Origin of the sequence: Streptomyces marincola (assembly GCF_020410765.1) — a bacterium.
Classification (GTDB): Bacteria; Actinomycetota; Actinomycetes; order Streptomycetales; family Streptomycetaceae; genus Streptomyces; species Streptomyces marincola.
On sequence record NZ_CP084541.1, the window covers coordinates 2,914,555 to 2,941,375 of the forward strand.

The 26,821-nt window shown below is 74.7% G+C and carries 30 protein-coding genes; 20 read left to right on the plus strand and 10 right to left on the minus strand.

Features of this window, described 5'->3' with window-relative positions; all coding sequences use genetic code 11:
• Nucleotide 1: 1 nt before the first annotated feature.
• Nucleotides 2–1,081, minus strand: a complete 1,080-nt coding sequence (locus LC193_RS12355) for a hypothetical protein (protein ID WP_226074029.1) — start codon at nucleotides 1,079–1,081, stop codon at nucleotides 2–4.
• Between the two features lie 201 nt (nucleotides 1,082–1,282).
• Here LC193_RS12355 and LC193_RS12360 point away from each other — a divergent pair, with 201 nt between their 5' ends.
• The 7 genes from LC193_RS12360 (at nucleotide 1,283) to LC193_RS12390 (ending at nucleotide 6,017) form a co-directional block, all read left to right on the plus strand.
• Nucleotides 1,283–1,495: a hypothetical protein gene (locus tag LC193_RS12360; RefSeq protein ID WP_226074030.1), complete on the plus strand. Its 213-nt coding sequence runs from the start codon at nucleotides 1,283–1,285 to the stop codon at nucleotides 1,493–1,495.
• On the plus strand, nucleotides 1,479–2,003 hold the full coding sequence (locus tag LC193_RS12365; protein WP_226074031.1) for a DUF6879 family protein: 525 nt from the start codon (nucleotides 1,479–1,481) through the stop codon (nucleotides 2,001–2,003). Before LC193_RS12360 ends, LC193_RS12365 begins: the two co-directional genes overlap by 17 nt.
• Nucleotides 1,993–2,826, plus strand: coding sequence for a helix-turn-helix domain-containing protein (locus tag LC193_RS12370; protein ID WP_226074033.1), 834 nt, complete (start codon nucleotides 1,993–1,995; stop codon nucleotides 2,824–2,826). Before LC193_RS12365 ends, LC193_RS12370 begins: the two co-directional genes overlap by 11 nt.
• Nucleotides 2,827–2,915: 89 nt before the next feature.
• Complete coding sequence (locus LC193_RS12375) at nucleotides 2,916–3,146, plus strand: DUF397 domain-containing protein (protein ID WP_226074035.1); 231 nt, start codon at nucleotides 2,916–2,918, stop codon at nucleotides 3,144–3,146.
• Nucleotides 3,147–3,209: 63 nt separating this feature from the next.
• Entirely contained in the window at nucleotides 3,210–3,734 is a 525-nt protein-coding gene (locus tag LC193_RS12380) for a hypothetical protein (RefSeq protein WP_226074037.1), read from the plus strand.
• A complete protein-coding gene (locus tag LC193_RS12385; protein ID WP_226074039.1) occupies nucleotides 3,731–4,723 on the plus strand; it encodes an aldo/keto reductase in 993 nt (330 codons plus the stop codon). The genes LC193_RS12380 and LC193_RS12385 overlap by 4 nt, the downstream gene beginning before the upstream one ends.
• 238 nt (nucleotides 4,724–4,961) lie before the next feature.
• Nucleotides 4,962–6,017, plus strand: a complete 1,056-nt coding sequence (locus tag LC193_RS12390; protein ID WP_226078566.1) for a fatty acid desaturase family protein — start codon at nucleotides 4,962–4,964, stop codon at nucleotides 6,015–6,017.
• A 137-nt stretch (nucleotides 6,018–6,154) separates the two neighbouring features.
• Here LC193_RS12390 and thpR read toward each other — a convergent pair whose 3' ends face one another.
• Nucleotides 6,155–6,733, minus strand: a complete 579-nt coding sequence (gene thpR / locus LC193_RS12395) for an RNA 2',3'-cyclic phosphodiesterase (RefSeq protein WP_226074041.1) — start codon at nucleotides 6,731–6,733, stop codon at nucleotides 6,155–6,157.
• Nucleotides 6,734–6,824: 91 nt separating this feature from the next.
• On the opposite strand from thpR, the gene LC193_RS12400 reads away from it, so the two are divergent.
• Complete coding sequence (locus LC193_RS12400; protein WP_226074043.1) at nucleotides 6,825–7,334, plus strand: GNAT family N-acetyltransferase; 510 nt, start codon at nucleotides 6,825–6,827, stop codon at nucleotides 7,332–7,334.
• Between the two features lie 19 nt (nucleotides 7,335–7,353).
• Here the strand turns inward: LC193_RS12400 and LC193_RS12405 are convergent, their stop codons facing one another.
• Together LC193_RS12405 and LC193_RS12410 are read right to left on the minus strand one after the other, a co-directional pair.
• Nucleotides 7,354–8,685, minus strand: coding sequence for an MFS transporter (locus LC193_RS12405; RefSeq protein ID WP_226074046.1), 1,332 nt, complete (start codon nucleotides 8,683–8,685; stop codon nucleotides 7,354–7,356).
• Nucleotides 8,686–8,721: 36 nt separating this feature from the next.
• Nucleotides 8,722–9,177: a MarR family winged helix-turn-helix transcriptional regulator gene (locus tag LC193_RS12410; protein WP_086159976.1), complete on the minus strand. Its 456-nt coding sequence runs from the start codon at nucleotides 9,175–9,177 to the stop codon at nucleotides 8,722–8,724.
• A 130-nt stretch (nucleotides 9,178–9,307) separates the two neighbouring features.
• Here LC193_RS12410 and LC193_RS12415 point away from each other — a divergent pair, with 130 nt between their 5' ends.
• Nucleotides 9,308–9,586 (plus strand): DUF2530 domain-containing protein, encoded by a 279-nt coding sequence (locus LC193_RS12415; RefSeq protein WP_226074047.1) that lies wholly within the window; start codon nucleotides 9,308–9,310, stop codon nucleotides 9,584–9,586.
• A 53-nt stretch (nucleotides 9,587–9,639) separates the two neighbouring features.
• Here the strand turns inward: LC193_RS12415 and LC193_RS12420 are convergent, their stop codons facing one another.
• On the minus strand, nucleotides 9,640–9,969 hold the full coding sequence (locus LC193_RS12420) for a winged helix-turn-helix transcriptional regulator (protein WP_226074048.1): 330 nt from the start codon (nucleotides 9,967–9,969) through the stop codon (nucleotides 9,640–9,642).
• 137 nt (nucleotides 9,970–10,106) lie between these two features.
• On the opposite strand from LC193_RS12420, the gene LC193_RS12425 reads away from it, so the two are divergent.
• Nucleotides 10,107–10,994: an NAD(P)-dependent oxidoreductase gene (locus LC193_RS12425; RefSeq protein WP_226074049.1), complete on the plus strand. Its 888-nt coding sequence runs from the start codon at nucleotides 10,107–10,109 to the stop codon at nucleotides 10,992–10,994.
• 124 nt (nucleotides 10,995–11,118) lie between these two features.
• On the opposite strand, the gene LC193_RS12430 is transcribed toward LC193_RS12425, so the two are convergent.
• Both LC193_RS12430 and LC193_RS12435 read right to left on the minus strand, forming a co-directional pair.
• Nucleotides 11,119–11,940 carry an endo alpha-1,4 polygalactosaminidase gene (locus LC193_RS12430; protein WP_404819532.1) on the minus strand — a complete coding sequence of 274 codons (822 nt, stop codon included), beginning with the start codon at nucleotides 11,938–11,940 and terminating at the stop codon, nucleotides 11,119–11,121.
• Complete coding sequence (locus LC193_RS12435; protein ID WP_404819402.1) at nucleotides 11,937–15,167, minus strand: sacsin N-terminal ATP-binding-like domain-containing protein; 3,231 nt, start codon at nucleotides 15,165–15,167, stop codon at nucleotides 11,937–11,939. The genes LC193_RS12430 and LC193_RS12435 overlap by 4 nt, the downstream gene beginning before the upstream one ends.
• Here LC193_RS12435 and LC193_RS12440 point away from each other — a divergent pair.
• Nucleotides 15,157–15,876 (plus strand): sulfite exporter TauE/SafE family protein, encoded by a 720-nt coding sequence (locus LC193_RS12440; protein ID WP_226074051.1) that lies wholly within the window; start codon nucleotides 15,157–15,159, stop codon nucleotides 15,874–15,876. The genes LC193_RS12435 and LC193_RS12440 overlap by 11 nt on opposite strands.
• Nucleotides 15,877–16,036: 160 nt before the next feature.
• Here the strand turns inward: LC193_RS12440 and LC193_RS12445 are convergent, their stop codons facing one another.
• Complete coding sequence (locus tag LC193_RS12445; protein ID WP_226074052.1) at nucleotides 16,037–16,786, minus strand: DUF3027 domain-containing protein; 750 nt, start codon at nucleotides 16,784–16,786, stop codon at nucleotides 16,037–16,039.
• A gap of 400 nt (nucleotides 16,787–17,186) precedes the next feature.
• Between LC193_RS12445 and LC193_RS12450 the strand changes: the two genes are divergently transcribed.
• From LC193_RS12450 to LC193_RS12465, 4 genes are read left to right on the plus strand one after another with little or no spacing between them, the layout of a single operon-like run.
• Nucleotides 17,187–18,584: an MFS transporter gene (locus tag LC193_RS12450; protein WP_226074053.1), complete on the plus strand. Its 1,398-nt coding sequence runs from the start codon at nucleotides 17,187–17,189 to the stop codon at nucleotides 18,582–18,584.
• A gap of 28 nt (nucleotides 18,585–18,612) precedes the next feature.
• Entirely contained in the window at nucleotides 18,613–19,194 is a 582-nt protein-coding gene (locus LC193_RS12455; RefSeq protein WP_226074055.1) for a hypothetical protein, read from the plus strand.
• Complete coding sequence (locus LC193_RS12460; RefSeq protein ID WP_226074057.1) at nucleotides 19,187–19,930, plus strand: futalosine hydrolase; 744 nt, start codon at nucleotides 19,187–19,189, stop codon at nucleotides 19,928–19,930. The genes LC193_RS12455 and LC193_RS12460 overlap by 8 nt, the downstream gene beginning before the upstream one ends.
• A complete protein-coding gene (locus LC193_RS12465) occupies nucleotides 19,923–20,792 on the plus strand; it encodes a 1,4-dihydroxy-6-naphthoate synthase (protein WP_226074059.1) in 870 nt (289 codons plus the stop codon). The genes LC193_RS12460 and LC193_RS12465 overlap by 8 nt, the downstream gene beginning before the upstream one ends.
• Before the next feature lie 56 nt (nucleotides 20,793–20,848).
• On the opposite strand, the gene LC193_RS29100 is transcribed toward LC193_RS12465, so the two are convergent.
• Nucleotides 20,849–21,232 carry a cold-shock protein gene (locus LC193_RS29100; protein WP_086159968.1) on the minus strand — a complete coding sequence of 128 codons (384 nt, stop codon included), beginning with the start codon at nucleotides 21,230–21,232 and terminating at the stop codon, nucleotides 20,849–20,851.
• Nucleotides 21,233–21,446: 214 nt separating this feature from the next.
• Here LC193_RS29100 and LC193_RS12475 point away from each other — a divergent pair, with 214 nt between their 5' ends.
• Entirely contained in the window at nucleotides 21,447–21,746 is a 300-nt protein-coding gene (locus tag LC193_RS12475) for a hypothetical protein (RefSeq protein ID WP_226074061.1), read from the plus strand.
• Between the two features lie 99 nt (nucleotides 21,747–21,845).
• Here LC193_RS12475 and LC193_RS12480 read toward each other — a convergent pair whose 3' ends face one another.
• A complete protein-coding gene (locus tag LC193_RS12480) occupies nucleotides 21,846–22,484 on the minus strand; it encodes an HAD family hydrolase (RefSeq protein ID WP_226074063.1) in 639 nt (212 codons plus the stop codon).
• A 239-nt stretch (nucleotides 22,485–22,723) separates the two neighbouring features.
• Between LC193_RS12480 and LC193_RS12485 the strand changes: the two genes are divergently transcribed.
• Genes LC193_RS12485 through LC193_RS12500 form a run of 4 tightly spaced genes read left to right on the plus strand, consistent with a single transcriptional unit; the run spans nucleotide 22,724 to nucleotide 26,764 of the window.
• Nucleotides 22,724–23,782, plus strand: a complete 1,059-nt coding sequence (locus tag LC193_RS12485) for a FecCD family ABC transporter permease (RefSeq protein WP_226074065.1) — start codon at nucleotides 22,724–22,726, stop codon at nucleotides 23,780–23,782.
• Nucleotides 23,779–24,852, plus strand: a complete 1,074-nt coding sequence (locus tag LC193_RS12490) for a FecCD family ABC transporter permease (RefSeq protein WP_226074066.1) — start codon at nucleotides 23,779–23,781, stop codon at nucleotides 24,850–24,852. Before LC193_RS12485 ends, LC193_RS12490 begins: the two co-directional genes overlap by 4 nt.
• Complete coding sequence (locus LC193_RS12495; protein WP_226074067.1) at nucleotides 24,849–25,784, plus strand: ABC transporter ATP-binding protein; 936 nt, start codon at nucleotides 24,849–24,851, stop codon at nucleotides 25,782–25,784. Before LC193_RS12490 ends, LC193_RS12495 begins: the two co-directional genes overlap by 4 nt.
• Nucleotides 25,781–26,764: an ABC transporter substrate-binding protein gene (locus tag LC193_RS12500; protein WP_226074068.1), complete on the plus strand. Its 984-nt coding sequence runs from the start codon at nucleotides 25,781–25,783 to the stop codon at nucleotides 26,762–26,764. The genes LC193_RS12495 and LC193_RS12500 overlap by 4 nt, the downstream gene beginning before the upstream one ends.
• Nucleotides 26,765–26,821: the final 57 nt, after the last annotated feature.

Sequence of the window (26,821 nt, forward strand, 5' to 3'; positions counted from 1 at the left end):
GTCAGGACCGGCCGCCGGCGCGCAGCAGGCGGCGCAGTCCGAGCACCACGAGCAGGGCGAGGACGACCGCGGTCGTCACCCCGACGGACAGTTCGCCCCCGCCCCCGTCCCCGTCCCCGCCCCCGTCGCTCTCGCCGTCACCGCCGTCACCGCCCGTTCCGCCGCCCCGCCCGTCGTCGCCCTCCTCCGGGTCCTCCGCCCCGCGCGCGCTGTCCGGCAGCAGGTCGCCCGCGAGCCCGACCGGCTCCACCCGGCTGCCCTCGCCCTCGGTGCCGAACATCAGCGTCCGCCCGTCGGTCGTGAACGTGACGGACTCGCCCTGCCGCTGGACCGGCGGTATCACCCGGCGCTCGACCGGTTCCGGCACGCCGTCCGCGAAGCGGTACATCCGGGCCGTGAAGTAGCCGCGGAGCAGCAGCCGCGAACCGTCCGGCGAGAACGCGCCGTCCGTCACCCACAGGTCGATGTCCGCCTGCCGCTCGAAGACGTTCACCTCGGTCTCGGACAACTCCTCCGGGCCCGCGTACAGCGCGGCCCCGCCGTCCTGCTTCTTGCTGACGATGTACACGCGGCCGGTCACCGGATGCGCCATCAGCGCCTCGGCGTCCCTGGGCCCGTCCGAGTACGCCACCCGGTGCACGACCGGGGTCACGGTGGCGTCGGCCAGCTGCTCGGGCTCCGGCAGGCGGTAGACCCACACCTCGGGCCACGCGCCGTCGTAGTTGTCCCCGATGTCGCCGACGTACAGGGTGCCGTCCGGGCCGGCGGATATCGCCTCCAGGTCGCGGCCCTCCACGCCGGACAGCGTCACGGTCGCGACCGTCTCGCCTGTGGCCCCGTCGACCGCGTACAGGTTCGGGGCCGCGTCCTGGTCGTTGTGGGTCCAGTAGACGCCGGGGTGCAGGCGGCTGGCCACGAGGCCGCTCGACTCGGTGACGCGGGGATCGGCGATCGTGAACGCGGGCGGTTCCTCGGCGCGGGGCGCGGCGAGGGCGGCGGGCGCGGCGGCGAACAGCACGCACGCGAGGCCGCCGGCGGCGGCCCGCGACATCGGGAACCGCGACGGAGTCCGGGAGAGCATGCCCCCAAGCCTGCCACCGGCCCACCCCCGGCGGTCCCGCCCGGGTCCTACGAGCGCCGGGCCCGCCGGCGGGTGAGTGTTCGCGCTGATGATCGTTTACCCGACAACGCGCATATTCGCGTCGTCCCGTGGACGGGCTCCGCGCAGCGGCTCTAACGTCGTCCGTGCACAGGAGGCGGTCCTGTCCCGGAAAGGGGAACCATGGCGCGAGGCGATCTGACCCGACTCACCGGAAAGGCCGGCGGCCCCAACTGCGACGATGACGACTGCCCGAACGTCTACCTGGACGAGGCGGACGGCAGCATCGTCGTGCAGGGGCACCAATGCCCCGCATTCCGGCCCCCGGACGGCGAGGTCCTGGCGAGGATTCCCGCATCCGTCCTGAAGGAGGCGGTCCATGCTCTTGGATGGTGAGAGCTGGCGCGAGTTCTTCGACGGCTTCGCGCGGGAAGCGTGGCGATTCGAGGCGCAGCCCGCCTATTCCATGCCCAGGGAGCAGGAGAACGTCGCGCGCTTCCTGAGAGGTGAAGCGAAACCGGCAGACCACAACAGGCGCTGGCACGAGCGCGTGCGGGGGTTCGTCACCTCGGGACGCAGGATCGGACGCGTCCGTGTCGTCCGCCGGCCATTGACCGCTTACCAGCGGTACCAATTCGCATGGGGCATTCCCGGAAACATCACCGCCGGAGAGGACATCCGCGTACTGGACGTGACCCATGACGACCACGGTCTCCCGCTCACCGGTCAGGACTGGTGGTTGTTCGATGACACGCGTCTGGCCCACTTGAATTTCCGCCCGGACGGCACACAGATCAACCGCAAGGTCTACGAAGGCGACCTCGCACCATTCCGGGAATGGAAGCGGATTGCCTTGAAGCATTCCGTCTCTTTCGAGGAGTACGTGCAGGGCCTTGACGTTTGACCCGCAGCAACTCGGCCGGTCGAAGACCGACCTGGCCGAAACACTCCGCACGCTTCGCAGAAGAGCCAACCGCACCCAAGTATGGCTGGCCCAGCGCTGCAAGATGTCCCAGACCAAGCTCAGCAACATCGAGAACGGCCGGGCCACGCCCAGCCTTGTCGACGTCGAACTGCTGTTGAGCGCCCTCGGTCCACCCGCCGGCATCGCGGCGGAAGTGAGGACGCTGGCAAGGCTGGCCAATACGGAGTGGCAGGGCAAGCGGGTGTCGTGGCGCAGAGGGATTGACAAGCGCCAAGCGGAGTTGGCCGGCCTCGAACAGAAGTCGAGTGCCTTCCGCTATTTTCTGCCTGCGATGGCAACAGGCTTGCTGGCCACCCCGGAATACATCAGAGCCAGCCTGACCCACTCCCCGGGCGACACCTCCAGGACTGTCGCCAGAAAACTGGAGCGGCAGGCCGTACTGCACGACAGCACGAAACGGTTCACATTCTTACTGACCGAGCAAGCCGTTCGGTGGGCCATCGCTCCACCACAGGTCATGGCCGCGCACATCGACCGGCTGGTGTCACTGTCCCATCTACCGAACGTGCGTATTGGCGTGATTCCTACGGGTGCGACCATGTCCAGAGGGCCCATGAACACCTTCACCGTCTATGACCGGCGCCTGGTAACCGTCGAGACTTTCACCGGACGCATGGTCTTCCAGGACCCCAGGGACGTCGCAGAACACCTGAGCCTGTTCGACGCGTATACGCGTCACGCTCATTTCGCGGACAGCGCCCGGAAGCTCATGGAGGAATGGGCCGACGCCTACCGTTCATGATTTTCACCCGACAACAGAAATATCGGCCCTCCCTGCCTGGTATCGGGTGGACCATGGTTCGGACGCATACTGCGGGAGGAGACGAAACCATGGACCTCTACAGCATTTCCGGCTCGGGGGCACAGCCCCGGGCCTACTGCGGCGGGAATCTCGGGAGCGAGCACGAGACGTGCGTGCGGCTCGCGGAGTTGCCCGGCGTCGACGGGTGGGCGTTGAGCGACAGCAAGGACAGCGGCGCGGGCCGTGAGCTGCGCTTCACCACCGCCGAACTCGACGCGTTCGCGCGTGGCTGGGCCGTCGAGCGCGGCTTGACCCCGTAGCTTTCCCCCACCCACCGACCGGGCGGGCCGCTCGGCCCAGCGGCGGGCGGCCCGCCCATCCCCATGAGGACGACACTGGTGACGAGTTGGTCAGGACACTGGCACGGCTACGGTCCGTGGAGCGGCAGCCGCGACACCTACGGGCAGGAGCCTCTGCGCCGACCGGGTCGCGGGGCGGACGACCCGCGGACGCAGGCGTTCCTCGCCTCGACGCTGCCGCCGCTGATGACCGGTCACTGGTTGCTGCGCCGGGCGCAGACCGCGCGGGAGCGCACGTGGGACGCCGTGGCAGGCGCCCTCGGCTGGTTGGCGGAGACCCACGCCGGCGCTCCACCGGCCACGCGCCCGGACGGCGGCCCGTCCTGCCTGCCGCTGCGCGCGAGGCTCGCGCACGCGCGTGACGGCCTTCCCCGCGGGGTGGACGTCGCGTGGGTGTACTACCTCGCCTCCCGGAACCTGGTCTCCTACGCGGTCGTCTGCTGCCCGAACCGCTTCCATCCCGCGGTCCCGTGCCCGCTGCCGCCCGGCCGGGGCGGCGCGGGACAGCACTTGCCGACGAGCGGCGCACCGAGTTGGCTGGAACCATGAGGTACACACAGCTGGGACGCACGGGACTGAAGGTGAGCCGGCTCGTGCTCGGCACGATGAACTTCGGGCCGCTCACCGACGAGGCCGACAGCCACGCGATCATGGACGCGGCCCTCGACGCGGGGATCAACTTCTTCGACACGGCCAACGTCTACGGCGGTGACGGGCACCGCGGCAGGACCGAGGAGATCCTGGGCTCGTGGTTCGCCGGCGGCGGCGAACGGCGCGACAAGGTCGTCCTGGCCACCAAGGTCTACGGCAACATGGCGGGCGACCGGCCCTGGCCCAACCACGACCGGCTCTCGGCGGTCAGCATCCGCCGGAACGTCGAGGCCAGCCTGAAGCGGCTGCGGACCGACCACATCGACCTCTACCAGTTCCACCACGTCGACCGGGAAACGCCGTGGGAGGAGATCTGGCAGGCGATCGACGTCCTGGTGCAGCAGGGCAAGGTCCTGTACGCCGGTTCGTCGAACTTCGCCGGCTGGCACATCGCGCAGGCCAACGAGGCCGCCGCGCGGCGCGGCTCGCTCGGCCTGGTCAGCGAGCAGTGCCTGTACAACCTGGCGGAACGCCGCGCCGAGATGGAGGTCCTGCCGGCCGCGGAGAGCTACGGCCTCGGCGTGATCCCGTGGTCGCCGCTCCAGGGCGGGCTGCTCGGCGGCGCGCTCCGCAAGGAGCGCGAGGGCGGCGGCTCCCGCAGCGGTGGCGGCAGGTCGGCTTCCGCGCTCACCGACGAGACGCGGCGCGCGCAGGTGCGTGCCTACGAGGACCTGGTCGCCGAACACGGCCTCGACCCCGGCGAGGTGGCCCTCGCGTGGCTGCTGACCCGCCCGGCCGTGACCGGCCCGATCGTGGGGCCGCGGGTCCGCGCGCAGCTCGACTCGGCGGTGCGGGCCGTCGCGCTCGACCTGCCGGACGACCTGCTCAAGGGCCTGGACGACATCTTCCCCGGCACCGGGCCCTCGCCCGAGGCGTTCGCCTGGTAGCACGCGCACGCGGCGGCACGCGGACGGCCCGCCGACGCGGCGGCAGGCGAACGGCGCGCCGGACCGGGCGGCAGCGCCCGGGCGCGCACGCGCGCCGCACCGGGCTCCCGACCGCCCCGGGGTGTACCTGGCACCACCCCGGGGCGGGGGGCAGGGACCCGTGCGCGAGGGGTCCCAGACGGCTGTCCCGGCAGGCGGCCGGGGCCGAAGACTTGCCCGGGTGACAACGAACATCGAGATGGCGCGGGGTGCCGACGCCGCGCCGGCAGAGGCCGGCCGGCGGGGGACCCCCAACGGCAGTGACTTCGCCCGGCTCTCGCGGCGGATCGTCGAAGCGGGGCTGATGGAACGGCGGCCCGGGTACTACACGGTGCGGATATCGCTGGTGACCGTGGCGTTCGTCGGCTCGTGGGTCGCGTTCGCCCTCCTGGGGAACACCTGGTGGCAGCTGCTCGTGGCGGCGTTCATGGCGGTCGCCTTCGGGCAGGTCGCCCTGGTGATGCACGACATGGCGCACCGGCAGATCTTCCGCACGCGGCGGCCGAGCGAGATCGGCGGCCGGCTGTACGGCAATCTCGGGATCGGGATGTCGTACGGCTGGTGGATGAACAAGCACACCCGGCACCACGCCAACCCCAACCACGAGGAACTCGACCCGGACGTCGCCCCCGACATCCTGGTGTGGTCCCAGGAGCAGGCCAGGGCGGCGAAGGGGCTGCCGCGGTTCATCGGCCGGATCCAGGGCTGGATCTTCTTCCCGCTGCTGACGCTCGAAGGCTTCAACCTGCACGTCGCCAGCTTCCGCGCGCTGCGCTCCTCCTCGATGAAGCGGCGCTGGCTCGAAGGCTCGCTGCTGACCGCGCACGTGGTGATCTACGTGGGCGTCCTGTTCACCGTCCTGTCGCCCGGCAAGGCCGTGGCCTTCGTCCTGGTGCACCAGGCGGTCTTCGGCGTCTACCTGGGCTGCTGCTTCGCCCCGAACCACAAGGGCATGCCCACGCTCACCGGCGACGACCGCCCCGACTTCCTGCGCCGCCAGGTGCTCACGTCGCGGAACGTCACGGGCAGCCCGTTCAAGGACATCGCGCTCGGCGGGCTCAACTACCAGATCGAGCACCACCTCTTCCCCTCGATGCCCACCCCGCACCTGCGCAAGGCCGCGCCGATCGTGCGCGACTACTGCGCGGAGATCGGCGTTCCGTACCACGAGACAGGGCTGTTCGCCTCGTGGGGCGAGGCGATCCGGCACCTGCACTCCGTCGGGGTGCCGATCCGGGACCGGCAGGACGCGTGAGATACGGCCGCCGGGCCCGCGCGGGCGGGCCCGGCGGAGCCGGCACTAGCCGAAGACCGCCGCCAGGGCCACCACGGCGAGGAGCACGACGAGGGCTGCGCTGACGATCCGGGTGCGTGTTTTCGCGTTCACGGTGTTCACGGTACGCCCAGCGGCCACGCGGCCCGTTCCGAGTACCGGTGGTCCGCCTCGCTGCGCATCAGCACCAGCCGCCCCACCCGCCACGTCCGGCCGGCGAAGCCGCCGAGCGCGGCGGCCAGCGCCCCGAGCGGCGGCCCCGGGACGGCGGGCCCGGGGGCCGCGCCACGGGCCGCGAGCGCCAGGGTCAGGTGCGGGCGGTACGCGTCGAACCCGCCGACGGCGGGCCCGGCCGCGGACGCCGCGACCGCCAGGTCGTGCAGGGCCGCGGTCTGCCCGGCGAGGCCGGCCCACAGCACCCGTTCCCCGAACGTGCCGCCGCCCGCGAGCCGCAGCACGAACGGCTCCCGCGCCGCCGCCACCGCGGCCAGCCGCTCGTGCAGCCCCGGCAGCCGTTCCTCCCCGACCTCGCCGTAGTAGGCGACCGTCACGTGCCAGCCCGCGGGGTCGGTCCAGCGCAGGCCGGCCGGCTCCGCCGGCGCGGGCCGCCGCCCGGCCGGCTCGCGAGCCGCCGCCACGGCCGCGCGCAGCTCGGCGACGGCCTCCCGTGGCGGCACTGCCGCGGCGAACAACCGCATACGCGCCCCCTCCTTCCGCGTCCTCACGCTCACTCGGCGCGGTCGCCGGCACCCTTCCGGCGGCCACCGCCGTACTCCAGAATGACGCACCATGCGCATACGGCAGGGCTCAACGGCGGAACTTCCTCTGGTACTCGGCATGCTCGACGGGGCGGTCGCCTGGCTCGCGGCCCGGGGCCGCACCGGCCAGTGGGGCACCCAGCCGTGGTCGGCGCGCCCCAAGGCGGTGGAGCGGGTCCGGGAGATCCTCGCCTCCGGCACCGTGTGGATCGCCGAGGTCGAGGGCGAACCGGCCGGCACCATGACCCTCACCCCCTCCCCCGGTCCCTACCTGGCCCCCGCGGACGAGCCCGAGGTGTACGTGCACCTGCTGGCCACCGACCGCGCGTTCGCCGGCCGCGGCGTGGGCGCGGCCCTGCTGGCGCACGCCGTCGACGAGGCGCGGCGCCAGGGCGTCGACCTCGTGCGCGTCGACTGCTACGCGGGCGACGACGGCCGGCTCGTCGACTACTACCGCGGCCAGGGGTTCACGGCCGCGGAACGTTTCGACGTCGACGGGTGGCCCGGCATGCTGCTCACCCGGCGGGTGTCCGCCGGGTGAGCCGCCCACGCGGCGTGGGTCACGCCGCCGCGAGCTCCTCGGGGTCGCGCGGCACGAGCGCCACGCCCCGGCTCCCCGCGCGCAGGCTGATCCGCAGCCTCAGCCCGCCGATGCGGGCCAGCACGAGCGCCACGCCCACCGCGGCGCCCGCGCACAGCGCGCCGCCCGTGAACAGGCCGATCCTGGCGCCGAACGTGTCGGTGAGCCATCCCATGAGCGGGCCGCCGAAGGGGGTGCCGCCGACGAAGACCATCATCATGAGGCTGATGACGCGACCGCGCATCGCCGGGTCGCTGTGCAGCTGTATGCCGGCGTTGGCGGTGACCTGGAACGTCATGCTCACCAGGCCGATCGCCGGCATCAGCAGCGCGAAGACCAGGAACGTCGGCGCGAACGCGGCCACCATCAGCACGACGCCGAACAGCAGCCCGGCCGCCACCGTGAACCGCATGCGCCGGCTCCCGCGCCGCGCCGCGAGCAGCGCGCCGGCCACGGAGCCGGCGGCCATCAGCGAGTTCAGCAGGCCGTAGGTGCCGGCGTCGGCGTGGAAGACGTGGTCGGTGAACGCGACCAGCCAGATCGCGAAGTTGTAGCCGAAGGTGCCGGCGAACCCGAGCAGCACGATCGGCCACAGCAGCTCAGGACGCCCGCCGACGTACCGCAGGCCCTCGCGGAGCTGGCCCTTGCCGCGCGGGGCGCGTTCGGTCGGGGTCAGCTCCGAGGTGCGCATCATCAGCAGGGCGACGATGGGCGCGATGAAGGACAGGCCGTTGAAGAGGAACGCCCAGCCGCTGCCGACGCCCATGATCACCACGCCCGCGACGGCGGGGCCGATGAGCCGGGCGGACTGGAAGTTGGCCGAGTTCAGGGAGACGGCGTTGCGCAGCAGGTGCGGGCCGACCATCTCGGAGACGAACACCTGCCGGGCCGGGTTGTCCACGACGGTCGCGAGGCCGACGACGAACGCGAGCGCGTACACGTGGTAGACGTGCACCTGGCCGCTGAGCGTCAGCGCGGCGAGCACCAGTCCGGTGAGCCCGAGCAGGACCTGGGTGCCGAGCATCAGCTTGCGCTTGTCGAACCGGTCGGCGAGCACGCCGCCCCACAGTCCGAACAGCAGCATCGGCAGGAACTGGAGCGCCAGCGTGACGCCGACGGCGGCGGCCGAGCCGGTCAGCTCGTGCACCAGCCAGTCCTGGGCGATGCGCTGCATCCAGGTGCCGATGTTGGACACCGACGAGCCGAAGAAGTGCAGCCGGTAGTTGCGTATCCGGAAGGAACTGAAGGTGGATATCTTGTCGGTCGCGGTCAGGGATGCGGGTGCGGAGCCTGCTCCGGGTCCCGGACTCAAGGGGAACTCTCCTTCGTGCTGTTCGTCCTGTCTCTCCTACAGGTGCGCAAGCTTGTGGAGCACCGGCGCGGCGGCGCGCAGTGCGGCCCACTCCTCCTCGTCCAGCTCCCCGGCCAGCTCGGCCAGCCAGGCGTTCCGCTGACTGCGGCTGGCCGCCAGCATCTCCTCGGCCTGATCGGTGGCGGCGACGAGCTTCTGCCGCCGGTCCTCCGGGTGCGGTTCGAGCGCGACCAGGGCGCGCTCCTGGAGCAGGGCGATGATCCGGGTCATGGACGGCGGCTGGACGTGCTCCTTGCGCGCCAGCTCGCCCGGCGTCATCGGCCCGCAGCGCGCGAGCGTGCCGAGCGCGGACAGCTCGGCGAGACTCAGTGTCCGGTCCACGCTCAGGTGGCGCATCCGGCGGGACAGCCGCAGCACGCCGATGCGCAGTGTGTTCACCGCGTCCGTGTCGTCCGGCTCGTCCGGCTTCCCGTTGGGCATCAGCACCGCCATCGCTCATTAGCTTGCCTAACGAAATATAGGACGAACGGCGGTCGCTGTACATTCCCGTGCGCCCGTTCGAGTGACCCGCGTCTCGTAGCTCGCCTCCGGGCCGCCGCGGCCAGGTCGGTAGGCTGCGGGCATGCGCTGGGGTGATCTGACGGACGGCAAGCGGGAGGCTCCCGAGCCCCTGGAGGGCAACGTGGTGGCCACCGTGCTCACCGGGACCATCGTGTGGGCCGTGCTGTTCGCGGCCCAGGCGCCGTTCTGGGGCTGGTACGCCGACCGCGGGCACGAGTGGTGGCTCTGGACCTGCCTGGCGGGCACCGGCCTCGGCCTGTTCGGCCTGTGGTTCGTGCGCCGCCGCGAAGCCGCCCTGGCCAGGGACCGGGACGCCGGCGACGGCGGCCGGCCGGACTGACCCGGCCGCCGGGCGCCCCGGGGCGCGTTCCGCGGGGAGGGCCGGGCGCGTGCTCAGGGAATGGCCTCGATGCGTTCCATGTGCTCCTCGCCCCAGGCGCCGAGCGGTTCGAGCGCGGTGTTCAGCGAGCGGCCGAACTCGGTCAGCGAGTACTCCACCTTCGGCGGCACCTGCTGGTGCACCTCGCGGTGCACCAGGCCGCTCGCCTCCATCTCCCGGAGCTGGAGGATCAGCATGCGCTCGCTGATGCCGGGCACGGCCCGCCGCAGCGCGCCGAAGCGCACGGGCCCCTCACCCAGCGAGAAGAGGATCAGCCCCTTCCACTTGCCGCCCATGACGGCGATCGCCGCGTCGAGTCCGCATGTGAAGCTCCGCTGTCTCATCGGCCCTCCCGCTGACGTCCGCCGACGCCCGCCCACTGACAGAAATGTTGGTACCGCACAAAAATGTAGGTACTTGATGGGGAGTAAGTAAAGCCCCAGCATGGAGACTCCGTCACCGACAGGAACTGGAGCCACACATGATCTGGGACAGCCGCACGCCCGTGACCGTCATCGGACTCGGGGCGATGGGCACGGCGCTGGCGCGTGCGTTCATCGAGGCGGGGCACCCGACGACCGTCTGGAACCGCACGCCCGGCAAGGCCGCGCCGCTCGTGGCCAAGGGCGCGGCGCACGCCCCGGCGGTGGCGGACGCCGTCGCGGCGAGTCCGCTCGTCGTCGCGTGCCTGACGGGGTTCGAGGACACCCGCGAGGCCCTCGGGCCGGCCGGGAGCACGCTGGCGGGGCGCGCCCTCGTCACCCTCAACAGCGGCACCCCCTCCGGCGCGCGCGAGACGGCCGCCTGGGCCGCGGCGCACGGGGCGCGCTTCCTCGCCGGCGCGGTCAAGAACGTGCCCTCGGCCGTCGGGGCGAAGGACACGTTGCTGTACTACAGCGGCGACGCGTCCGTGTTCGACGAGCACAGGGCGACCCTTGAGGTGCTGGGCGGCGACACCGTACTCCTCGGCGAGGAGGCCGACCTCGCCGCGCTGTACGAGTCGGCGGTGGGCGCGACTCTGCTGCCCGCGCTCGTCGGCTTCTTCCAGGGCGCCGCCGCGCTCCAGGCGCGCGGGCTCCCGGTGAGCAGCATGGTCGGGTTCTCCGAGGCGTGGTTCGACATGATCAAGTCGCTGCTGCCCGTGTACGCGCGGGAGATCGACAGCGGCGACTACAGCGACGCCGCCTCGTCCGTGAACCTCTTCCTCACCGCGCGGGCCCACGACGAGGACCTGACCAGGGAGACGAACGTCGACACCACGTGGGCCCTGCCGCTGCACGACCTGGTGCGGCGGGCGGCGGACGCGGGCCGCGGCGACCAGAGCATCGCGGCCCTGACCGAGGTGCTCAGGCGGCCCCGCGCGGCGTGAGCCGCCGCCGAGCGAGACGCCCCGACGGGGAATCGAGCGGGGACGCCTCGGCCCGGGCGGCCGGGCCGCGGAGGACGAGTGACGCCGCCGGACGGACGGCGGCCGAACGGCCCGCGGCCCGCGCTCAGCAGGGGGCGCGCCAGGCGTCGAGGTCGAGGCGCTTGGCCATCGAGCTGAGGCCGAGCCTCGTCGTCTCCGCGCAGAACTCCTCGGGCTCCAGCGCGTACTCGACGTGGAAGACGGCCTTGCCCGCGTCGATGAACGGCGTCAGCGCCGCGCACTCACCGAACTCGGCGCACTCCTCGTTGACCGCGAAGTCGAAGTCCCCGACCAGCTCGGGGATCTGCGGCAGGTCGTTCTTCAGCCCCACCGAGAGGCCGCGTTCGTGGGCGAGGTCCGCGACCATGCGGTTGTAGGCGAGCTGGTCGCCCGCGGTGAGCGGGAAGCCGGTCTCGTTCAGCCAGCCGTCGAGCAGGTCGGGCTCGACCGCGTCGAACCCCTTGTCCCGGCACAGGTCGAAGCGCGCGGCGAGCAGCGGGCGCAGCGCGTCCCGCTGCCTGATGTCGAGCCACCGCTCGCCCTCCCAGCCGTTGCCCTCGCCGAGCAGCCCGGCGGGGAACGCGTCCCGGTCCGGGCGGAAGTCCTCCCACGCCCCGGCGTTGACGTAGCAGATCACGCGCACGCCCCGGTCGTGCAGGGCGGCGACGTCCGCCGCGGACGCCTCGAAGGCGTCGATGTCGTAGACCGGCACGTCGACCCCGAGGTCGAGGGGGCCCGACAGCTGCCACTGCCAGTCGGTGCCGGGCGCCGGCCGCCACAGCCCGGCCGCGGGTTCACCTCCCGCACCGCCGTCCGCGGCGTGCGGGGGGCCGCCCGTGGAGCAGGCCGCCGCGCACGCGAGCGGCAGCGCGAGGGCGGCGGCCCTCCGCCGGGCCGCCGCCCTCAGTCGAACCAACGCGCCGTCTCCAGCTCGTCGGCCCGCGTCGGGTCCTCAAGCAGCGCGGCCAGCTCGAACCGGCGCGGCCACTGCCCGGCCGCCCAGGCGAGCCCGGCGGCCAGCCCTTCGACGGTCGCCGCGTGCAGCGTGCCCTCGGCGGTCAGGCGCCAGTCGAGTTCGACGCCGGACACCACCAGCTCGTCGTGCTCGACGTACCGCTCGGGCGTGCGCGGCCCGAGCAGGGCCGACGCCGCCCCGGGCACGTCGCGCCCGGTGCCGCCGCCCGGCGGCTCGGCCGGCACGGCCGCGCTCAGCGTGCGCACGTCGAGGACCGCGGCCAGCGCGGCGGCCAGCGGCGGCGGCACGGGCAGCAGCGCGCGGCCGGCGGCCAGCGGCAGCAGGTCGGGCGCGTCCGCGACCAGCGCGTCGGCGGCGGCCACGACGGCGGGCGCGCCGTCGACGACCGCCCGCAGCTCGTCGGGGAGCGTCACGTCCTGCGGGTCGAGGCCCGCGAGCAGCGCGTACAGGCCGTGCAGCTGCGCCGCGGTCACCTCGCGCTCCGGGTCGGCCAGGCGCGCGAGCAGATCGGCCGCGCCGCCCGGTTCCGCGAGCAGCGCGCGGGCGGTGGTCCGCACGCCGAGCGCGTGCAGGACCTCCTCGTCGACGTCGGCCGTCTCCGCGTCCTCGTAGAGCCCGGCGAGCAGCGGGTCGGCGTCCGCGGCCCGCAGCCCGGCCGGGCGGCGGCCGGCCAGGATCGGCGCGCCGCGCAGCCACCAGGCGGTGTAGGAGCGGGCCCGTTCGAACGAGCCGTCGGGCATGCGCACGCGCACCGGGGTCGTCAGCGCCTCGCGGTACGGCGGGCGGGACAGCAGGGACAGCACCTCGGGCCAGTGCTCCTCGGCGACCAGTTCGAGGTCGCGCACGCCCACGACCTCGGTCGCGACGGGCGGCAGCGGGGCCTCGGGGAGCGCGTCGAGCACGTCCTCGCACCACACGTCGACGGAGTCGAGCAGGCCCGCGTCGTCCGGCTCGGCCCAGTCGCCCTCGCGCGGTTCGAGCTCGTCCGGGTCGAGCACGACGTCCGCGGCCCGTATCAGCGCGAAGTCGGCCTGCACGCCGACCGCCGTCAGCGGCTGCTCGCCCCAGCGGGCGGCGAGGTCGGCGTCGCAGGCGGCGAGTTCGCCCTCGTGGATGACGCGCTGGAACGGGCTGCCCGGCAGCACCAGGTCGCCCGCCGCGGTGAAGTCGCCGTCCTCGTCGGGCAGGGCCAGCGCGCCGAGCCACGGTTCCTCGCCCGGTTCGAGGCCCGCGTCGCGCACGAGGGCCAGCACGGTCTCGGCGAGTTCGGCCGCTGGCACGGCGTCCTCGTCCCACACCTCGGGGTCGGCGGACGCGGCGACCGCGGCCCGCACCTGCGGCGTGGCCAGCACGGCGCGCGGCGTGGCCGGGCCGGCGCCCAGCTTCTCAAGCAGCGGGTGCGCGGCCTCGGGGTGGGCCGCCTTCAGGCCGAGCCGGCCGAGCTCGGCCACGTCGAGGCCGCCGGGCACCGGGAGCAGCACGCGGCGCGGCCCGATCGTGGTGCGGCCGTCGGCCAGCGGCACCGGCAGGCCGGTCAGCAGGTCGGGGTCGACGCCGGCCAGCGAGTCGTACAGCCGCCACCACCAGCCGGGCGGGCGTTCCACGCCGGCGAGCCGGTCGACGGCCTCGCCCAGGGACACCCGGGACACGTCGAGGACGCGCAGCTCGGGGCGCCGTTCGAGACCGGCGGGCAGCAGCACGGGGAACAGCTCGGCCAGCACCGCGACGGTCTCGGCCCCGGCCCGTTCGACCAGTTCGGCGTCGCGGGGCCGCAGCGCGACCGGCACCTCGTTCTCCGGCTCGTCGGCCACGTCGGCCACGACCGGCGGCGCCGCCGCGCTCGGCAGGAACGCGGTGGTGGGCAGCCGCTGGAGCAGCAGGGAGCGCAGCGCGCCGTCGAGTTCGCCCCGGCCGAGCGGCCCCGGAACCAGGCCGAGGATGTCGGCGGTCACCGGGCGCCAGTCCGCGAGCAGCCCGGCGTAGGCGTCGGCGGCGCGGTCGAGCAGGAAGTCGGTCAGCGGCCCTGGCGCCACGTGCCTGCGGGTCGGCTCCAGCGGGAACGACGCGACCAGCAGGGCCGGCAGGCCGAGCGCGTCGTCCGTCGGGGTCGGCGCGTGCACGACCGGCGGGCTCGCGGGCGCGGTCGGCGCGCCCTCGGCGTCCACGGGAACGGCCCAGGTCACCGACCAGTGGCGGCGTTCGCGCTCCTCGATGGGCCGGTCGGCGAGGAGTTCGGGCGCGGCCTCGCCCGTGCTGCGGGCCACGCGCCAGCGGGTGGAGCGCACGGCGCTGCCCGCGGGCCCGGGCTCCTCGGTGATCTGCGTGTAGGGGCCGAACTGGCGGCGGGTCAGGGTGCGGGTGACGCCGCCGGTCTCGACGGCGACCTCGTCGAGACCCGGAAGCGTCAGCAGCAGCGTGTCGTCCACGGCGTCGAGCAGCCGGGCCGCGAGGTCCTCGGCCGCGACATCGCGCAGCGGCAGGATCACGGCGGTGTCGAAGCCCTCGGGGATGTCGGGGCCGGTCAGCGGGAACGGCAACCGCAGCAGCGGCACGGCGTGCCGGTTCCCGGCCCTGCGCTCCAGCTCGGCGAGCAGCCGCGGGCTGTCCTTCGCCGCCGAGGCGGCCAGGTCGGCGGCCTCGGTCAGCGACCACCGCACGCCGTGGCCCCTGCTCGCGACGGCGGGCGCGTCGCTGACGGCCAGCACGGCCGCGAAGCCGACGCCGAAGCGGCCGACGGCGCCCTCGGCGTCCCGCTTCGCGGACGCCCGCAGCGTGGACAGCGACTCGGCGCCCGCCGCGTCGAGCGGGGCGCCGGTGTTGGCGGCGACGAGCACGCCGTCCCGCAGGGTGAGCCGCAGCCGCCCCGGCCCGCCGGCGCGGGCGGCGGCGTCCGCGGCGTTCTGCGCGAGCTCGACGACCAGCCGGTCCCGGTAGCCGCCCCTGGCCAGGTCCTCCTCGGCGTTGGCGTCCTCGCGGAACCTGGCCGGTGAGGCCGTCCAGGCGGTCAGGACACCGTGGCGCAGGCGCGCGGTGCCGAACGGATCGTCGTGGTCGTCGGTCGTCACGGGTGCGACAGTACCGGGTTCCCGCACCCCGCCACCCTCGGCCCGGCGGCACCGGAGGGCCCGGTGATAGCTTCGGTGCCCGATGCCCGACATATCGTTCCTGCTCCTGACCGGCGCCGCCGTGTTCTTCGGCGCCGCCGTCCAGAGCGGCGTCGGCCTCGGCCTCGGCCTGGTCGCGGCGCCCGTCGTCGCGTTCACCGCGCCCTCCCTGATGCCGGGCGCGCTGATCGTCACGACCACGCTGCTGCCCGTTCTGACCATCGCCGCCGAGTGGCGGCACATCCATTGGCGCGGCCTGGCCTGGGGGCTGCCCGCCCGGCTGCCCGGCTCGCTCGCCGGCGCGTGGCTGGTCGGTGCCCTGGCGCCCGAGACGCTCGGCGCCGTGGTGGGCGCCATGGTGCTGCTCGCGGTGGCCGCCACCGTGTCCACGGTCCGCCTGCCGCTGACCCCGGTGACGCTGGTGGCCGCGGGCGCGCTGTCGGGCGCGGGCGCCACCACGACGTCCATCGGCGGCCCGCCCATCGCGCTGCTCTACCAGCACGAGGAGGCGGCGCGGGTGCGCGCCACGCTCGGCGGGTTCTTCCTCGTGGGCGCCGCGATGTCGCTCGGCGTGCTCGCCGCCTCGGGGGAACTGACCGGCGAGCAGGTGCGGGCCGGGCTCGCGCTGCTGCCGTTCGTCGCCGCCGGGTTCCTCGCGGGGCGGCCCCTGCGGCGGCGGTTCGGGACGGAGGGACTGCGCGCCGCGCTGCTGTGGGTCGTCGGCATCTCCGGCGCGGGACTGCTCGCGCGCGCCCTGCTCTGAGCAAGCCCGAACGGACCGGGACGGACCAGAGCAAACCAGAACGGACCTGACCGGGCCGAAACGGAACGCGCGCCCGCCGTCACGGGGAGCACCGTCACCGGGAGCACCCGTAACGGCCCGGCCCGCGCGGGCCGTTGCGGCGGCCCGTCGCGGCGGGTCGTTACAGCGGGTCGGCGCCCATGTGGTCGATCACCGGCGGAGCCGGGGGCTGCGGCTGCGGAACGACCGCGGCCTCCGAATGCCCGCCGCAGCCGAACCCGAGCGACACGACCCGCCCGTCGGCCGGCGAGAACTCGTTGCCGCACACCCCGAACGCCTGCCGCAGCGCGCCCGCCATCGGCATCAGGAACCCGCAGCTCACACAGCTCGCCGGCGCGGCCTGCGCGGTCGGCGTCCTGGGCCCGAAGTTCTCCTCCCAGCGCTCGGCCGCCTCGGTGCGGCCCAGCGGGGACAGCACGCGCGGCCGACCGAGGCCGAGTTCCGCCGCCACGTCCGCCACCGTGCCGCGCTCGGCGGGCTCCGCCTCGGGTGCGTCGCCCACGAAACCGGGTTCGAGCCGCGCGTCGTCCGGCGCGGTGGGCAGCAGGTCGCCGGGGCCGAGGTCCCCGGGACGCAGCCGCTCGTTCCACGGCACCCAGTCCGGCGCGAGCAGCGCCTCGGGCCCCGGCGTGAGCGCCACTTCGTCCACCGTGACGTACCGCGCGCGCGCCGCGCGGGCCACCGTCACGCCCCAGCGCCAGCCCGGGTAGCCCGGCTCCTCGCTCCCGAACAGGTGCGTCACCAGCCGGTCGCCCTCGGCGACCACGCCCAGGTAGTCGCCGAGCGGATGCGGGTGCGCGGCCTCCTCCGCCGCGGCCCTGGCCAGTTCCACCGCCTCGGCGCACAGCGGATCGGGGGTCCTGCTCCTCATTCCCGCGCTCACAGCTTCTCCCCGTGGTCACTCGCCGTGCCGACTCGCTCGCCCCGCCGGCCCCCCGGCGCCACCACCGCCGCCGCCGCCGGCACGGGCGGCCCGCAAGCCGTGTGTCCGTCGCTCACTGAACTCACTCCTAGGCCGTTGTCCGGTGCCGGGCGCCTGGAGGCGAACGGAGCCGACGGAGCGGACACTGGACCGCTGCGAACGTCGTGCTGAACGAGGCAAGGCGCACCGCTCGCCCACGCTACCGCACGGCTCGCGCGGCCGGTGCGTGGGCCGTACCGCACCGCATGCGGCGGAACAGCGCCGCGACCCGCCGTGAATCGCGGTGAACCACGGTAAAGGGGCGCGGGCGGACGGGAGCTGCGGGGCGTTCAGCCTTTAGGCTTGCGCCGTGGCCGCAGGCAGCTCGTCCCGCATCAAGAGCGCGTCCGGCGCCGGGTTCCTCGCCCGGACGGTCCGGGCGGCGGGCCGCGCCCTGCCCGTGGTGCCGCGCGCGGTGGGCCGCCGCATCCGCCGCGCGACGCACGCGCACGGCGCGGGCGAGTCCGGGCTGTCGAAGCTGATCGAGCTGCACGCGGTGCACTCGGCGGGCGACATGCTCATCACGATGGCCCTGGCCTCCACCATCTTCTTCTCCGTGCCGACCGACGAGGCGCGCGGCCGGGTCGCGCTGTACCTGGCCGTGACGATGGCCCCGTTCGTGCTGCTCGCGCCCGTCATCGGCCCGCTCCTCGACCGGCTGCCGCACGGCAGGCGGGCCGCGATGGCCGGCGCGCTGCTGGCGCGCGGCGGGCTCGCCCTCGTCATCTCGGCCGTGGTGGTCACCGGCGGGATCGGTCTGTATCCGGCGGCCCTGGGCGTGATGGTGTGCTCCAAGGCGTACAACATCGTGCGCGCCGCCGTCGTCCCCCGCCTGCTCCCGTCGCGCATCTCCCTGGTGAAGGCCAACGCCCGCATCACCCTCACCGGCCTGATCGCCGCGGGCGCCGCCGCGCCCGTCGGGCTGGCCCTCAACGCCATCGGTGAACGCTGGCCGCTGTACGGCGCGTGCGCGGTGACGGTCGTGGGCGCGTTCCTCTCCTTCCGGCTGCCGGGACAGGTCGACCTGGCGCGCGGGGAGCGCACGGTGCACCTGGCCGAGCTGGCCGAGGCGCGGGCGGCGAAGTCCCGCGAGCGCGACGACGGGCCGCGCGGTGTGCTGCGCGGCGTCGACACGCCGGTGTTCCAGGCGCTCATCGCGAACTCGGCGCTGCGCGCCCTGTCCGGCTTCCTCCTCTTCTACATGGCGTTCCTGCTGCGGAACGAGTCGCTGCCCGGGCTGACCGCCGCGCTGTCGCTCGGCGTCGTGGGGCTGGCCGCGGGCGCGGGGAACGCGCTGGGCAACATCCTGGGCAACTGGCTGCGGGACCGCTCCCCGGAACGCATCCTGCTCACGGTGCTGCTGCTCGCCCTGACCTGCACGGTGACCGCGGCCTTCGCCTACCTCGCGGTCACGGTGGTGGCGGTGTGCGCGGCGGCGGGCATCTGCCAGGCGCTCGGCAAGCTGTCGCTCGACGCGATGATCCAGCGCGACGTGCCCGAGGTGGTGCGCACCTCCGCGTTCGCCCGCTCGGAGACCACGCTCCAGCTGGCGTGGGTGGCCGGCGGCGCGGTCGGCATCGTGCTGCCGCTCAGCGGCAGCGTCGGCATGACGGCGGCGGCCGTCATCGTCTCGTGCGGAACGGTCGCGACCATCCGCAGCCTGGTGTCCGCGGCGCGGCGCGGCACGCCGCACCCCCGCGTCCGCTGAGGGGCCGTCCAGCGGTTAACCTGCCCGCATGACTGCGTTCGCCACCGGCACGGGCCGCCGGGCCGTTCGGACCGCCGCCGCCCTCGGCACCGTTTCGCTGGCGCTGCTCGCACTCTCCGCCTGCCACAAGCCGAGCCCGAACGCGCACTTCACCCTCGGCTCGCACACCGCCTCCCGGGAGACGCCCGAGGACTGCTACGGGCACGACGGGCCGCTGGGCACCGAGCGGGCGCGGGCGTGCCTGGAGAACAACGAGGACGTGCCGGTGTTCACGGCCGGGGTCGGCGACACCTTCCGCGTCGGCGTGGACCCCGAGGTCGCCGAGACCGGCTGGCTGGTGTTCTCCAACGGGGTGCTGTACGACGCGAACCCGTTCACCTCCACCTACCAGACGTTCGACGTCGACCGGCTGCGGCAGAACGACCAGCAGCAGAACCAGACGCCCGGCACGCTGCCCGAGCGCCGGGACCTGCGGCTGGTGATCGCGCAGGTCGGTGAGGACTACGACATGGAGTCCATCTGGTCCTCGCAGTCGCAGGCGCAGTACGAGGAGCGGCTGTTCGGCTCGTTCGAGGGCGTGTGGAACGTCGACCTGGAGTCCGGTGACTGACGCGGTGGCCGCCGTGCGGCGCGTGCTGGTGGTGACCGCGGTCCCCGCGGAGCGGGACGCGGTACTCGCCGCGGTGCCCGGCGGGGCGGAGGCCGCGGGCGAGCCGCCGTTCGCGGGGCCCGCGGTGCTGCGGGCGCGGCCCGCGGGCACGCGGCTGCGCGTGGACGTGCTGGCCGCGGGCGTCGGGCCCGCCGCCGCCGCGGCGGGCGCGGCCACGGCCCTGGCGGGCGCGGCCGAGCCGTACCGGCTGGTGGTCGCGGCGGGCATCGGCGGCGGGTTCACGCCGGCCGCCGCGGTCGGCGGCACCGTCGTGGCCTCCTCGATCGTGGCGGCCGACCTGGGCAGCCACACGCCCGAGGGGTTCGCGGACATCGCCAGCCTCGGCTTCGGCACGGCCGCCCACCGGCCGCCGGGCCGGCTGGCCGTCGCGCTGGCCGCCGCCGCGGGCGCGGCCCTCGGCCCGGTGCTCACGGTGAGCGCGGCGACCGGGAGCGCGGCGCGGGCCGCGGAGCTGGCGGCGCGTCACGAGGGCGCGGCGGCCGAGGCGATGGAGGGCTTCGGCGTGGCCACGGCCGCGGCCCTGCACGGCGTGCCGGTGGCCGAGATACGCACCGTGTCCAACGCGGTGGGCCCGCGCGACCGCTCCGCGTGGCGCATCCCGGCCGCGCTCGCGGCGCTGACGTCCGCGTTCACCGCCGCGTGGCCGGTGCTCGACACCTGGAGGGACCATGACTGACACGCTGGGCATCACGTACTCGCCCTGCCCCAACGACACGTTCACCTTCCACGCCTGGGCGCACGGGCTGGTGCCGGACGCGCCCCCGGTCGAGGTCGCGTTCGCGGACATCGACGTCACCAACGGCATGGCGGAGCGCGGCGAGGGCGACATCCTCAAGGTGTCCTACGCGGTGCTGCCGTGGATCCTCGACCGCTACGCGCTGCTGCCGTGCGGCGGCGCGCTCGGGCGCGGCTGCGGTCCGCTGGTGCTCACCGCGGGCGAGGCGCGGCCCGCGGACCTCGCCGGGCGCACGGTCGCCGTCCCGGCCGAACGGTCCACCGCCTACCTGCTGTTCCGGCTGTGGACGGCCGCGCACGTGCCGGGCGGGGTGGGCGAGGTGCGGATCATGCCGTTCCACGAGATCATGCCGGCGGTGCGCGACGGTCGGGTGGACGCCGGGCTCGTCATCCACGAGGCGCGGTTCACGTTCCAGCGGTACGGGCTGCACCGGCTGGCCGACCTCGGGGAGTTCTGGGAGGGCACGACAGGCCACCCGATCCCGCTGGGCGCGATCGTGGCGCGGCGGTCCCTGGGCGAGGAGCGGTTGCGCGCGGTCGCGCACGCGATCCGCGCGTCGGTCGCGCGGGCGTGGGACGACCCGGCGGCGAGCCGGGCGTACGTCCTGGAGCACGCGCAGGAGATGGAGCGGGAGGTCGCGGAGGCCCACATCGGCCTGTACGTCAACGAGTTCACCGGGGAACTGGGCGAGGAGGGGTTCGCCGCGGTGCGCGAACTGCTCACGCGCGCGGCCGGCGAGGGCCTGGTGCCCGCGGTGCCGCCCGGGCTGCTCGCCCCGGTGGGCGGGGCGGCGGTGGCGTGAGGCGGTGCGGCGCGCGCGGGCGGCCGGCTCGGAGACCGAGCCGGCCGGGGACGGGTTCAGACGTCGAGCTGGTCCGCGACGGCGCGCAGCATGCCGGCGATCTTCCGGCCGCTGGCCCGGTCCGGGTATCTGCCGCGCTCCAACTGCTGCGAGACGCCGTCGAGCAGGGTGGTGAGGTCCTGCACGATGGAGGCCAGCTCGTCCGGCTTGCGCCGCTGCGCGGCGGCGACGGAGGGCACGGGGTCGAGCAGCGTGACCGACAGCGCCTGATCACCGCGCTGGCCGGCGACGACGCCGAACTCCACGCGCTGGCCGGGCCTGAGGCCGTCCACCCCGCCCGGCAGAGCCGAGGAGTGCACGAAGACGTCGCCGCCGTCGTCGCGGGAAAGGAAGCCGAAGCCCTTCTCGCTGTTGAACCACTTGACCTTGCCGGTAGGCACGTGTCCTCGTCCTCGCACTCGTCATGACAACGTGGCGGGCCGACCGGACCCGCCACCTCCCAGGCTAATCGCCTGCGGTCCGGTGACAAGATGCCGCCGGGCCGTTTCGGAGGATGACTGCCCCCGGCGCGCGGCGAGTATGCGCACCTGCGACCCTGGACGCCGGACGGAACGCGCGACGGGACGCGCGCCGGCGGCACGCGGGACGGAACGGATGGCGGAACGGGCGACGACGGGCGGCGGGACGCGGGCCGCGGGCCCGGGGGACGGTCTGGTGCGCGCCGGCGGCGTGGTGTTCGCGGTCGGTGCGGTCGCGACGGTCGTGACGGTGACGCCGCTGTTCATCGGGGCCGATCCGCTGCCGACCGCCGCGTACGTGGTGTCGATGCTGATGGGCGTGGGGTCCGCCGTGGCCGCGGCGGGGCTGCTGCGGTCGGTGGCGCACCAGCGCCGGGCGGACCGCGCGGCGCGGGCCGGCCACGCGGCGCGGGCGGGCGGCGGCCCGGGCGCCTGACCGATCAGGCCCGGGCGCCCGGCCGTCGACCGGCACCCGGCCCGGCCGTTGACCGGTATCGGGCCTGCCGGGGCTCGGCTCGCCGGCCGGTGCGGGACGTCAGACGGCGAGGCCCGCGAGGTGGGCGTCGAGCCAGTCGGGGAACGCGGTCAGATCGGGCAGCACCGTGTCGGCGCCCGCGGCGCTCAGTTCCTCGCCGGCGCACGGCCCGGTGGCCACGGCGACGGAGTGCGCGCCGGCGGCACGCGCGCCCCGCACATCCCCGACGTGGTCGCCGACGTAGACCCGCGCGCCGTGCGCGCGCAGGGCGCTCGCCTTCCCCTCGGCCCACAGCGAGCCGATCACGGTGTCAGGGCCGAGCCCGAGGTGGTCGACGTGCAGTTCCGCGTTCGGCTGGTACTTGGCGGTGACGACGATGGCACGTCCGCCGTGCCGGTGCACGGCCGCGATGGCCTCCCGCGCGCCGGGCAGCGCGTCGGTGCCGTGCACGGCGTGCGCGGGATACAGCGCGCGGTAGCGGTCGGCGGTGGCGCCGACCTCCTCGGCGGGGAACCAGTGGGCCAGCTCCTCCTCCACGGGCGGCCCGAGCCGCGAGACCACGAGGTCGGAGTCGACGTACACCCCGGTCTCCGCGGACAGCGCGTCGTACGCTGCCTTGATCCCCGGCCTGGAGTCGATGAGGGTCATGTCGAGATCGAATCCGACGGTCAGCGGAACTGTCTGCGGGGAATGCGGCATAGGGCTATTGTGCCTCCAGCACATGCCAGAGCTTAGGGTCGCCTAACCTAAGTACCGTCCGGCCGCACAAGTCCCCCGCGGGGCGAGCGAGTTCCCGCCGTCCCTCGCCGCCCTCCCGTCGCCCCCTCGTCCCCGCCTCCTCTCCGCCCCGCGCCGCCCGCCGCTCGTTCGCCGCTCGTTCGCCGCTCGTTCGCCTCCCCGCCCGTCCGCCCGGCCCCGACCGCCCCGTCGAGGAGCGCATGCCTGCCACCACGACCACACCACCGCCACGCGAACGCGCCCCGGCGCGCGCCACCGCGCGACCGGCGGCGGCTCGGCGTTCGACGCTGCTGGTCGCCGCGTGCGCGGCGGTCGCGCTCGCCGCGTTGCTCAGCCTGGCGCTCGGCAGCCGTTCCCTCGCGCCGGCCGACGTGTGGCAGGCCCTGTTCGGCCACGGCGAGGGGCCCGCGGTGCAGGTGGTGCGGGAGATGCGGGTGCCGCGCACGGTGATCGGCTGCATGGTCGGGGCTGCGCTCGGCATGGCGGGCGCGGTGATGCAGGGCCTGACCCGCAACCCCATCGCGGAACCCGGCCTGCTCGGCGTCAGCCAGGGCGCCGCGCTCGGCGTGGTGCTCGGCATCGCGTTCGCGGGCGCGCACGCGCTGACCGACTACGTGTGGTTCGCGCTGGCCGGGGCCGCCGTCTCGGGCGTCGCCGTCTACGCGGTGGCCTCGCGCGGGCGCGGCGGCGCCTCGCCGGTCAAGCTCGCGCTGTCGGGCGCGGCCGTCAACGCGCTGCTCGCCTCCGTCGTCGCGGGCGTGCTGACGACGCGGTCCTCCACGCTCGAAGAGTTCCGCTTCTGGCAGGTCGGCTCGCTGACCGGGCGCGACGCCGCCATCGCCGCCGACGTCTGGCCGTTCCTCCTGGCCGGGACGCTGCTCGTGCTGGCCGCGGCCCGGGGCCTCGACGCGCTCGCGCTCGGCGAGGACGTCGCCCGCGGCCTCGGCCAGAACGTCGCGCTCGTGCGCGTCACCGCCGGGCTCGGCGCCGCCGTGCTCGCGGGCGCCGCGGTGGCCGCGGCGGGCCCGATCGCGTTCGTCGGGCTGGCCGTCCCGCACGTGGCGCGCGCGCTCGTGGGCGGCTCGCACCGGTGGGTGCTGCCGATGGCGGCGCTGCTCGGCGCGGTGGTGCTGCTGGTCGCCGATGTCGTGGCACGGCTGGTGTTCCCGCCCTCCGAGGTGCCCTCCGGGGTGATGACGGCGCTGATCGGGGTGCCGTTCCTGGTGTACCTGGTCCGCAGGTCGGGGGTGCGGTCGTGAGCGGCGCGGCCGTGCGCGGTCCGCGGCCTGCCGTCGCGGCGGCCGGGTACGCGGTGGCCCGCGGGCGCGGTGCGTCCTTCCTGCTGCACCGGCGGTCCGCGGCGGTCGCCGGCCTGCTCGCGGTGCTGCTGCTGGCCGCCTGCGTGACGTCGCTGTGCGTGGGGAGTTCGGCCGTCGCGCCCGGGCAGGCGCTGCGGGCGGCGTTCGGCATGGAGTCGTCGGCCGCGTTCGTGGTGGGCACGCTGCGCCTGCCGAGACTGACGCTCGGCCTGCTGGTCGGTGCCGCGCTCGGCGTGGCGGGGGCGCTCGTCCAGACCGTCGCGCGCAACCCGCTGGCCAGCCCCGACATCATCGGCGTCACGCACGGCGCCGCCGCCATGACGGTGGGCGCCATGACGTTCGGCACGGTGTCGACGGCGGTGCTGCCCTACTGGTCGGTGGCCGGCGGGCTCGCCGCCGCCGCGCTCGTCTACGTCTTCGCGTGGCGCGGCGGCCTGCACGCGGCCCGTTTCGTGCTCATCGGCATCGGCTTCGCGATCGCGCTGCGCTCGGTCACGCAGCTGTTCCTGACCAAGGGCGACCAGCAGACCGCGCAGCAGGCGACGGTGTGGATGACCGGCTCACTGAACGGGCGCGGCCACGCCGAGGCCGCGCCCCTCGCGTTCGCGCTGCTGCTCCTGCTGCCCGCCGTGGTGTGGGCGGCGCGCGCGGCGCGGTCCGTCGTGCTCGACGACGACACGGCCACCGCGCTCGGCGTGCGGCTCGGCCGGGTCAGGCTCGGCCTCGCGACGCTCGGCGTGCTGCTCGCCGCGCTCGCGACCGGCGCGGCGGGTCCCGTGGACTTCGTCGCGCTGCTCGCGCCGCAGATCGTGCGCCGTCTGACGGGCGGCGCGCAGATCCCGCTGGTGTGCTCGGCGCTCGTGGGCGCGTTCCTCACCGTGGTCGCCGATGTCCTGGCGCGCACGCTGTTCTCGCCGGCCGAACTGCCCGTCGGAGTGCTGACGGCCGCGGTGGGCGCGCCGTACCTGCTCTGGCTGATCGTCAGCAACCGCACCGGAGGTCGCGCATGAGTCACCGGCTGGGCGCCAGGGGCCTGGTCCTGGGCTACGACGAGTCGTCCCCCGTGGTCGACGGCCTCGACCTGGACGTGCCCGACGGGCAGGTCACCGTCATCGTCGGGCCGAACGCGTGCGGCAAGTCGACGACGCTGCGCGCGCTCGGGCGGCTGCTGCGCCCGAGCGGCGGCGCCGTTCTGCTCGACGGGCAGGAGCTGGCGCGCATCCCGACGCGGCGCGTCGCGCAGGCGATCGGGCTGCTGCCGCAGTCGCCCGCGGCGCCCGAGGGCATCACGGTGGCCGACCTGGTGGCGCGCGGCAGGCAGCCGCACCAGCGGTGGTGGCGGCAGTGGTCGGACGCCGACGAACGCGCCGTGCGGGAGGCGATGGAGCTGACGGATGTCGCGTCGCTGGCCGCCAGGCCCGTGGACGCGCTCTCGGGCGGGCAGCGGCAGCGGGTGTGGATCGCGATGGCGCTGGCCCAGGAGACGGACCTGCTGCTGCTCGACGAGCCGACGACGTTCCTCGACATCGCGCACCAGGTCGACGTGCTGAACCTCGTGCGGCGCCTGGAGCGCACGGTCGTCACGGTGCTGCACGACCTCAACCAGGCGGCCCGTTACGGGGACTTCCTGGTCGCGATGAAGGACGGCCGGATCGTGGCCCGCGGCCGGCCGGACGCGGTGGTCACGGCCGGTCTGGTGCGCGAGGTGTTCGGCCTCGACGCCGTCGTCGTGCCCGACCCGGTGACCGGCTCGCCCCTGGTCGTTCCCGGGCCGCCGGCGCCGCGCCCGGCGGAACGCGCACCCGGGCGCGGCGGGCCGGCCGGACGCGGCGCGCCGACCGAGCCGGCCGGTACCGCCGAGGACGCCGGGGCGGCCGGGACCGCGGGCGGCCCCGGCAGCACAGCGAACCCACCCGCCACAGAAGGAGCGACGTCCACATGAACCGCAGGCACCGCACCCGCACCGCCTCCGCCATGGCCCTGACCGCCGCCCTCGTGCTCGCCGCCTGCGGCTCCGACGACTCCGGTGGCGCCGGGGACGGCGGGCCGGCGGACGGCGAGGGGGCCACGAGGACCGTCGAGACCGCGATGGGGCCGGTCGAGGTTCCCGAACGCCCCGAGCGCGTCGTCGTCCTCGACACCGCGGAACTCGACAGCGCGATCACGCTGGGCGTCACGCCCGTCGGCGCGGTGCGCACCGACACCGGCACGATGTTCCTCGACTACCTGCCGCAGGACCGGCTCGAAGGCATCGAGAACGTCGGCGTCATCGCGCAGCCCGACCTGGAGGCGATCCACGAGCTCGACCCGGACCTGATCCTCGGCAGCAAGGTGCGCGACGAGCAGCGCTACGACGAGCTGTCGCAGATCGCGCCGACCGTGTTCACCGAGAACGTCGGCGCGCCCTGGCAGGAGAACTTCCTGCTGCACGCCGAGGCGCTGGGCGCCTCGGCCGAGGCCGAGGAGGTCGTCGCCCGCTACGAGGCGCGCGCGGCAGAGGTCACCGAGGCGGTCGGCGGCCCCGAGGCCGCCGCGCGGACCGAGGTCAGCATGGTCCGCTTCATCGAGGGCGGCAACACGCGCCTGTACGGCGAGGAGAACTTCATCGGCACGATCCTCTCCGACGTCGGCCTCGGCAGGCCGGCCGTCGTGGACGAGGCGGAGGACGGCTTCGCGGTCGAGGTCAGCCCCGAGCAGGTCGACCGGGCCGACGCCGACATCGTCTTCTACACCTCCTACGGCGCGCCGGACGCCTCGGGCGAGGAGGCGGCCGTCGGCGGGCCGCTGTGGGAGGGGCTCTCCGCCGTGCGCGAGGGGCGCGCGTTCCGCGTGGACGACCAGCTGTGGTTCCTCGGCATCGGCTACACGGCGGCCGGGCACATCCTGGACGAGTTGGAGACGCACCTCACCGCCGGAAACTGAGCCTCCCCGCGCCCACGGCGCCCGCTGCACCCGCTGAACGGCCGCCGGCCGGTCCGC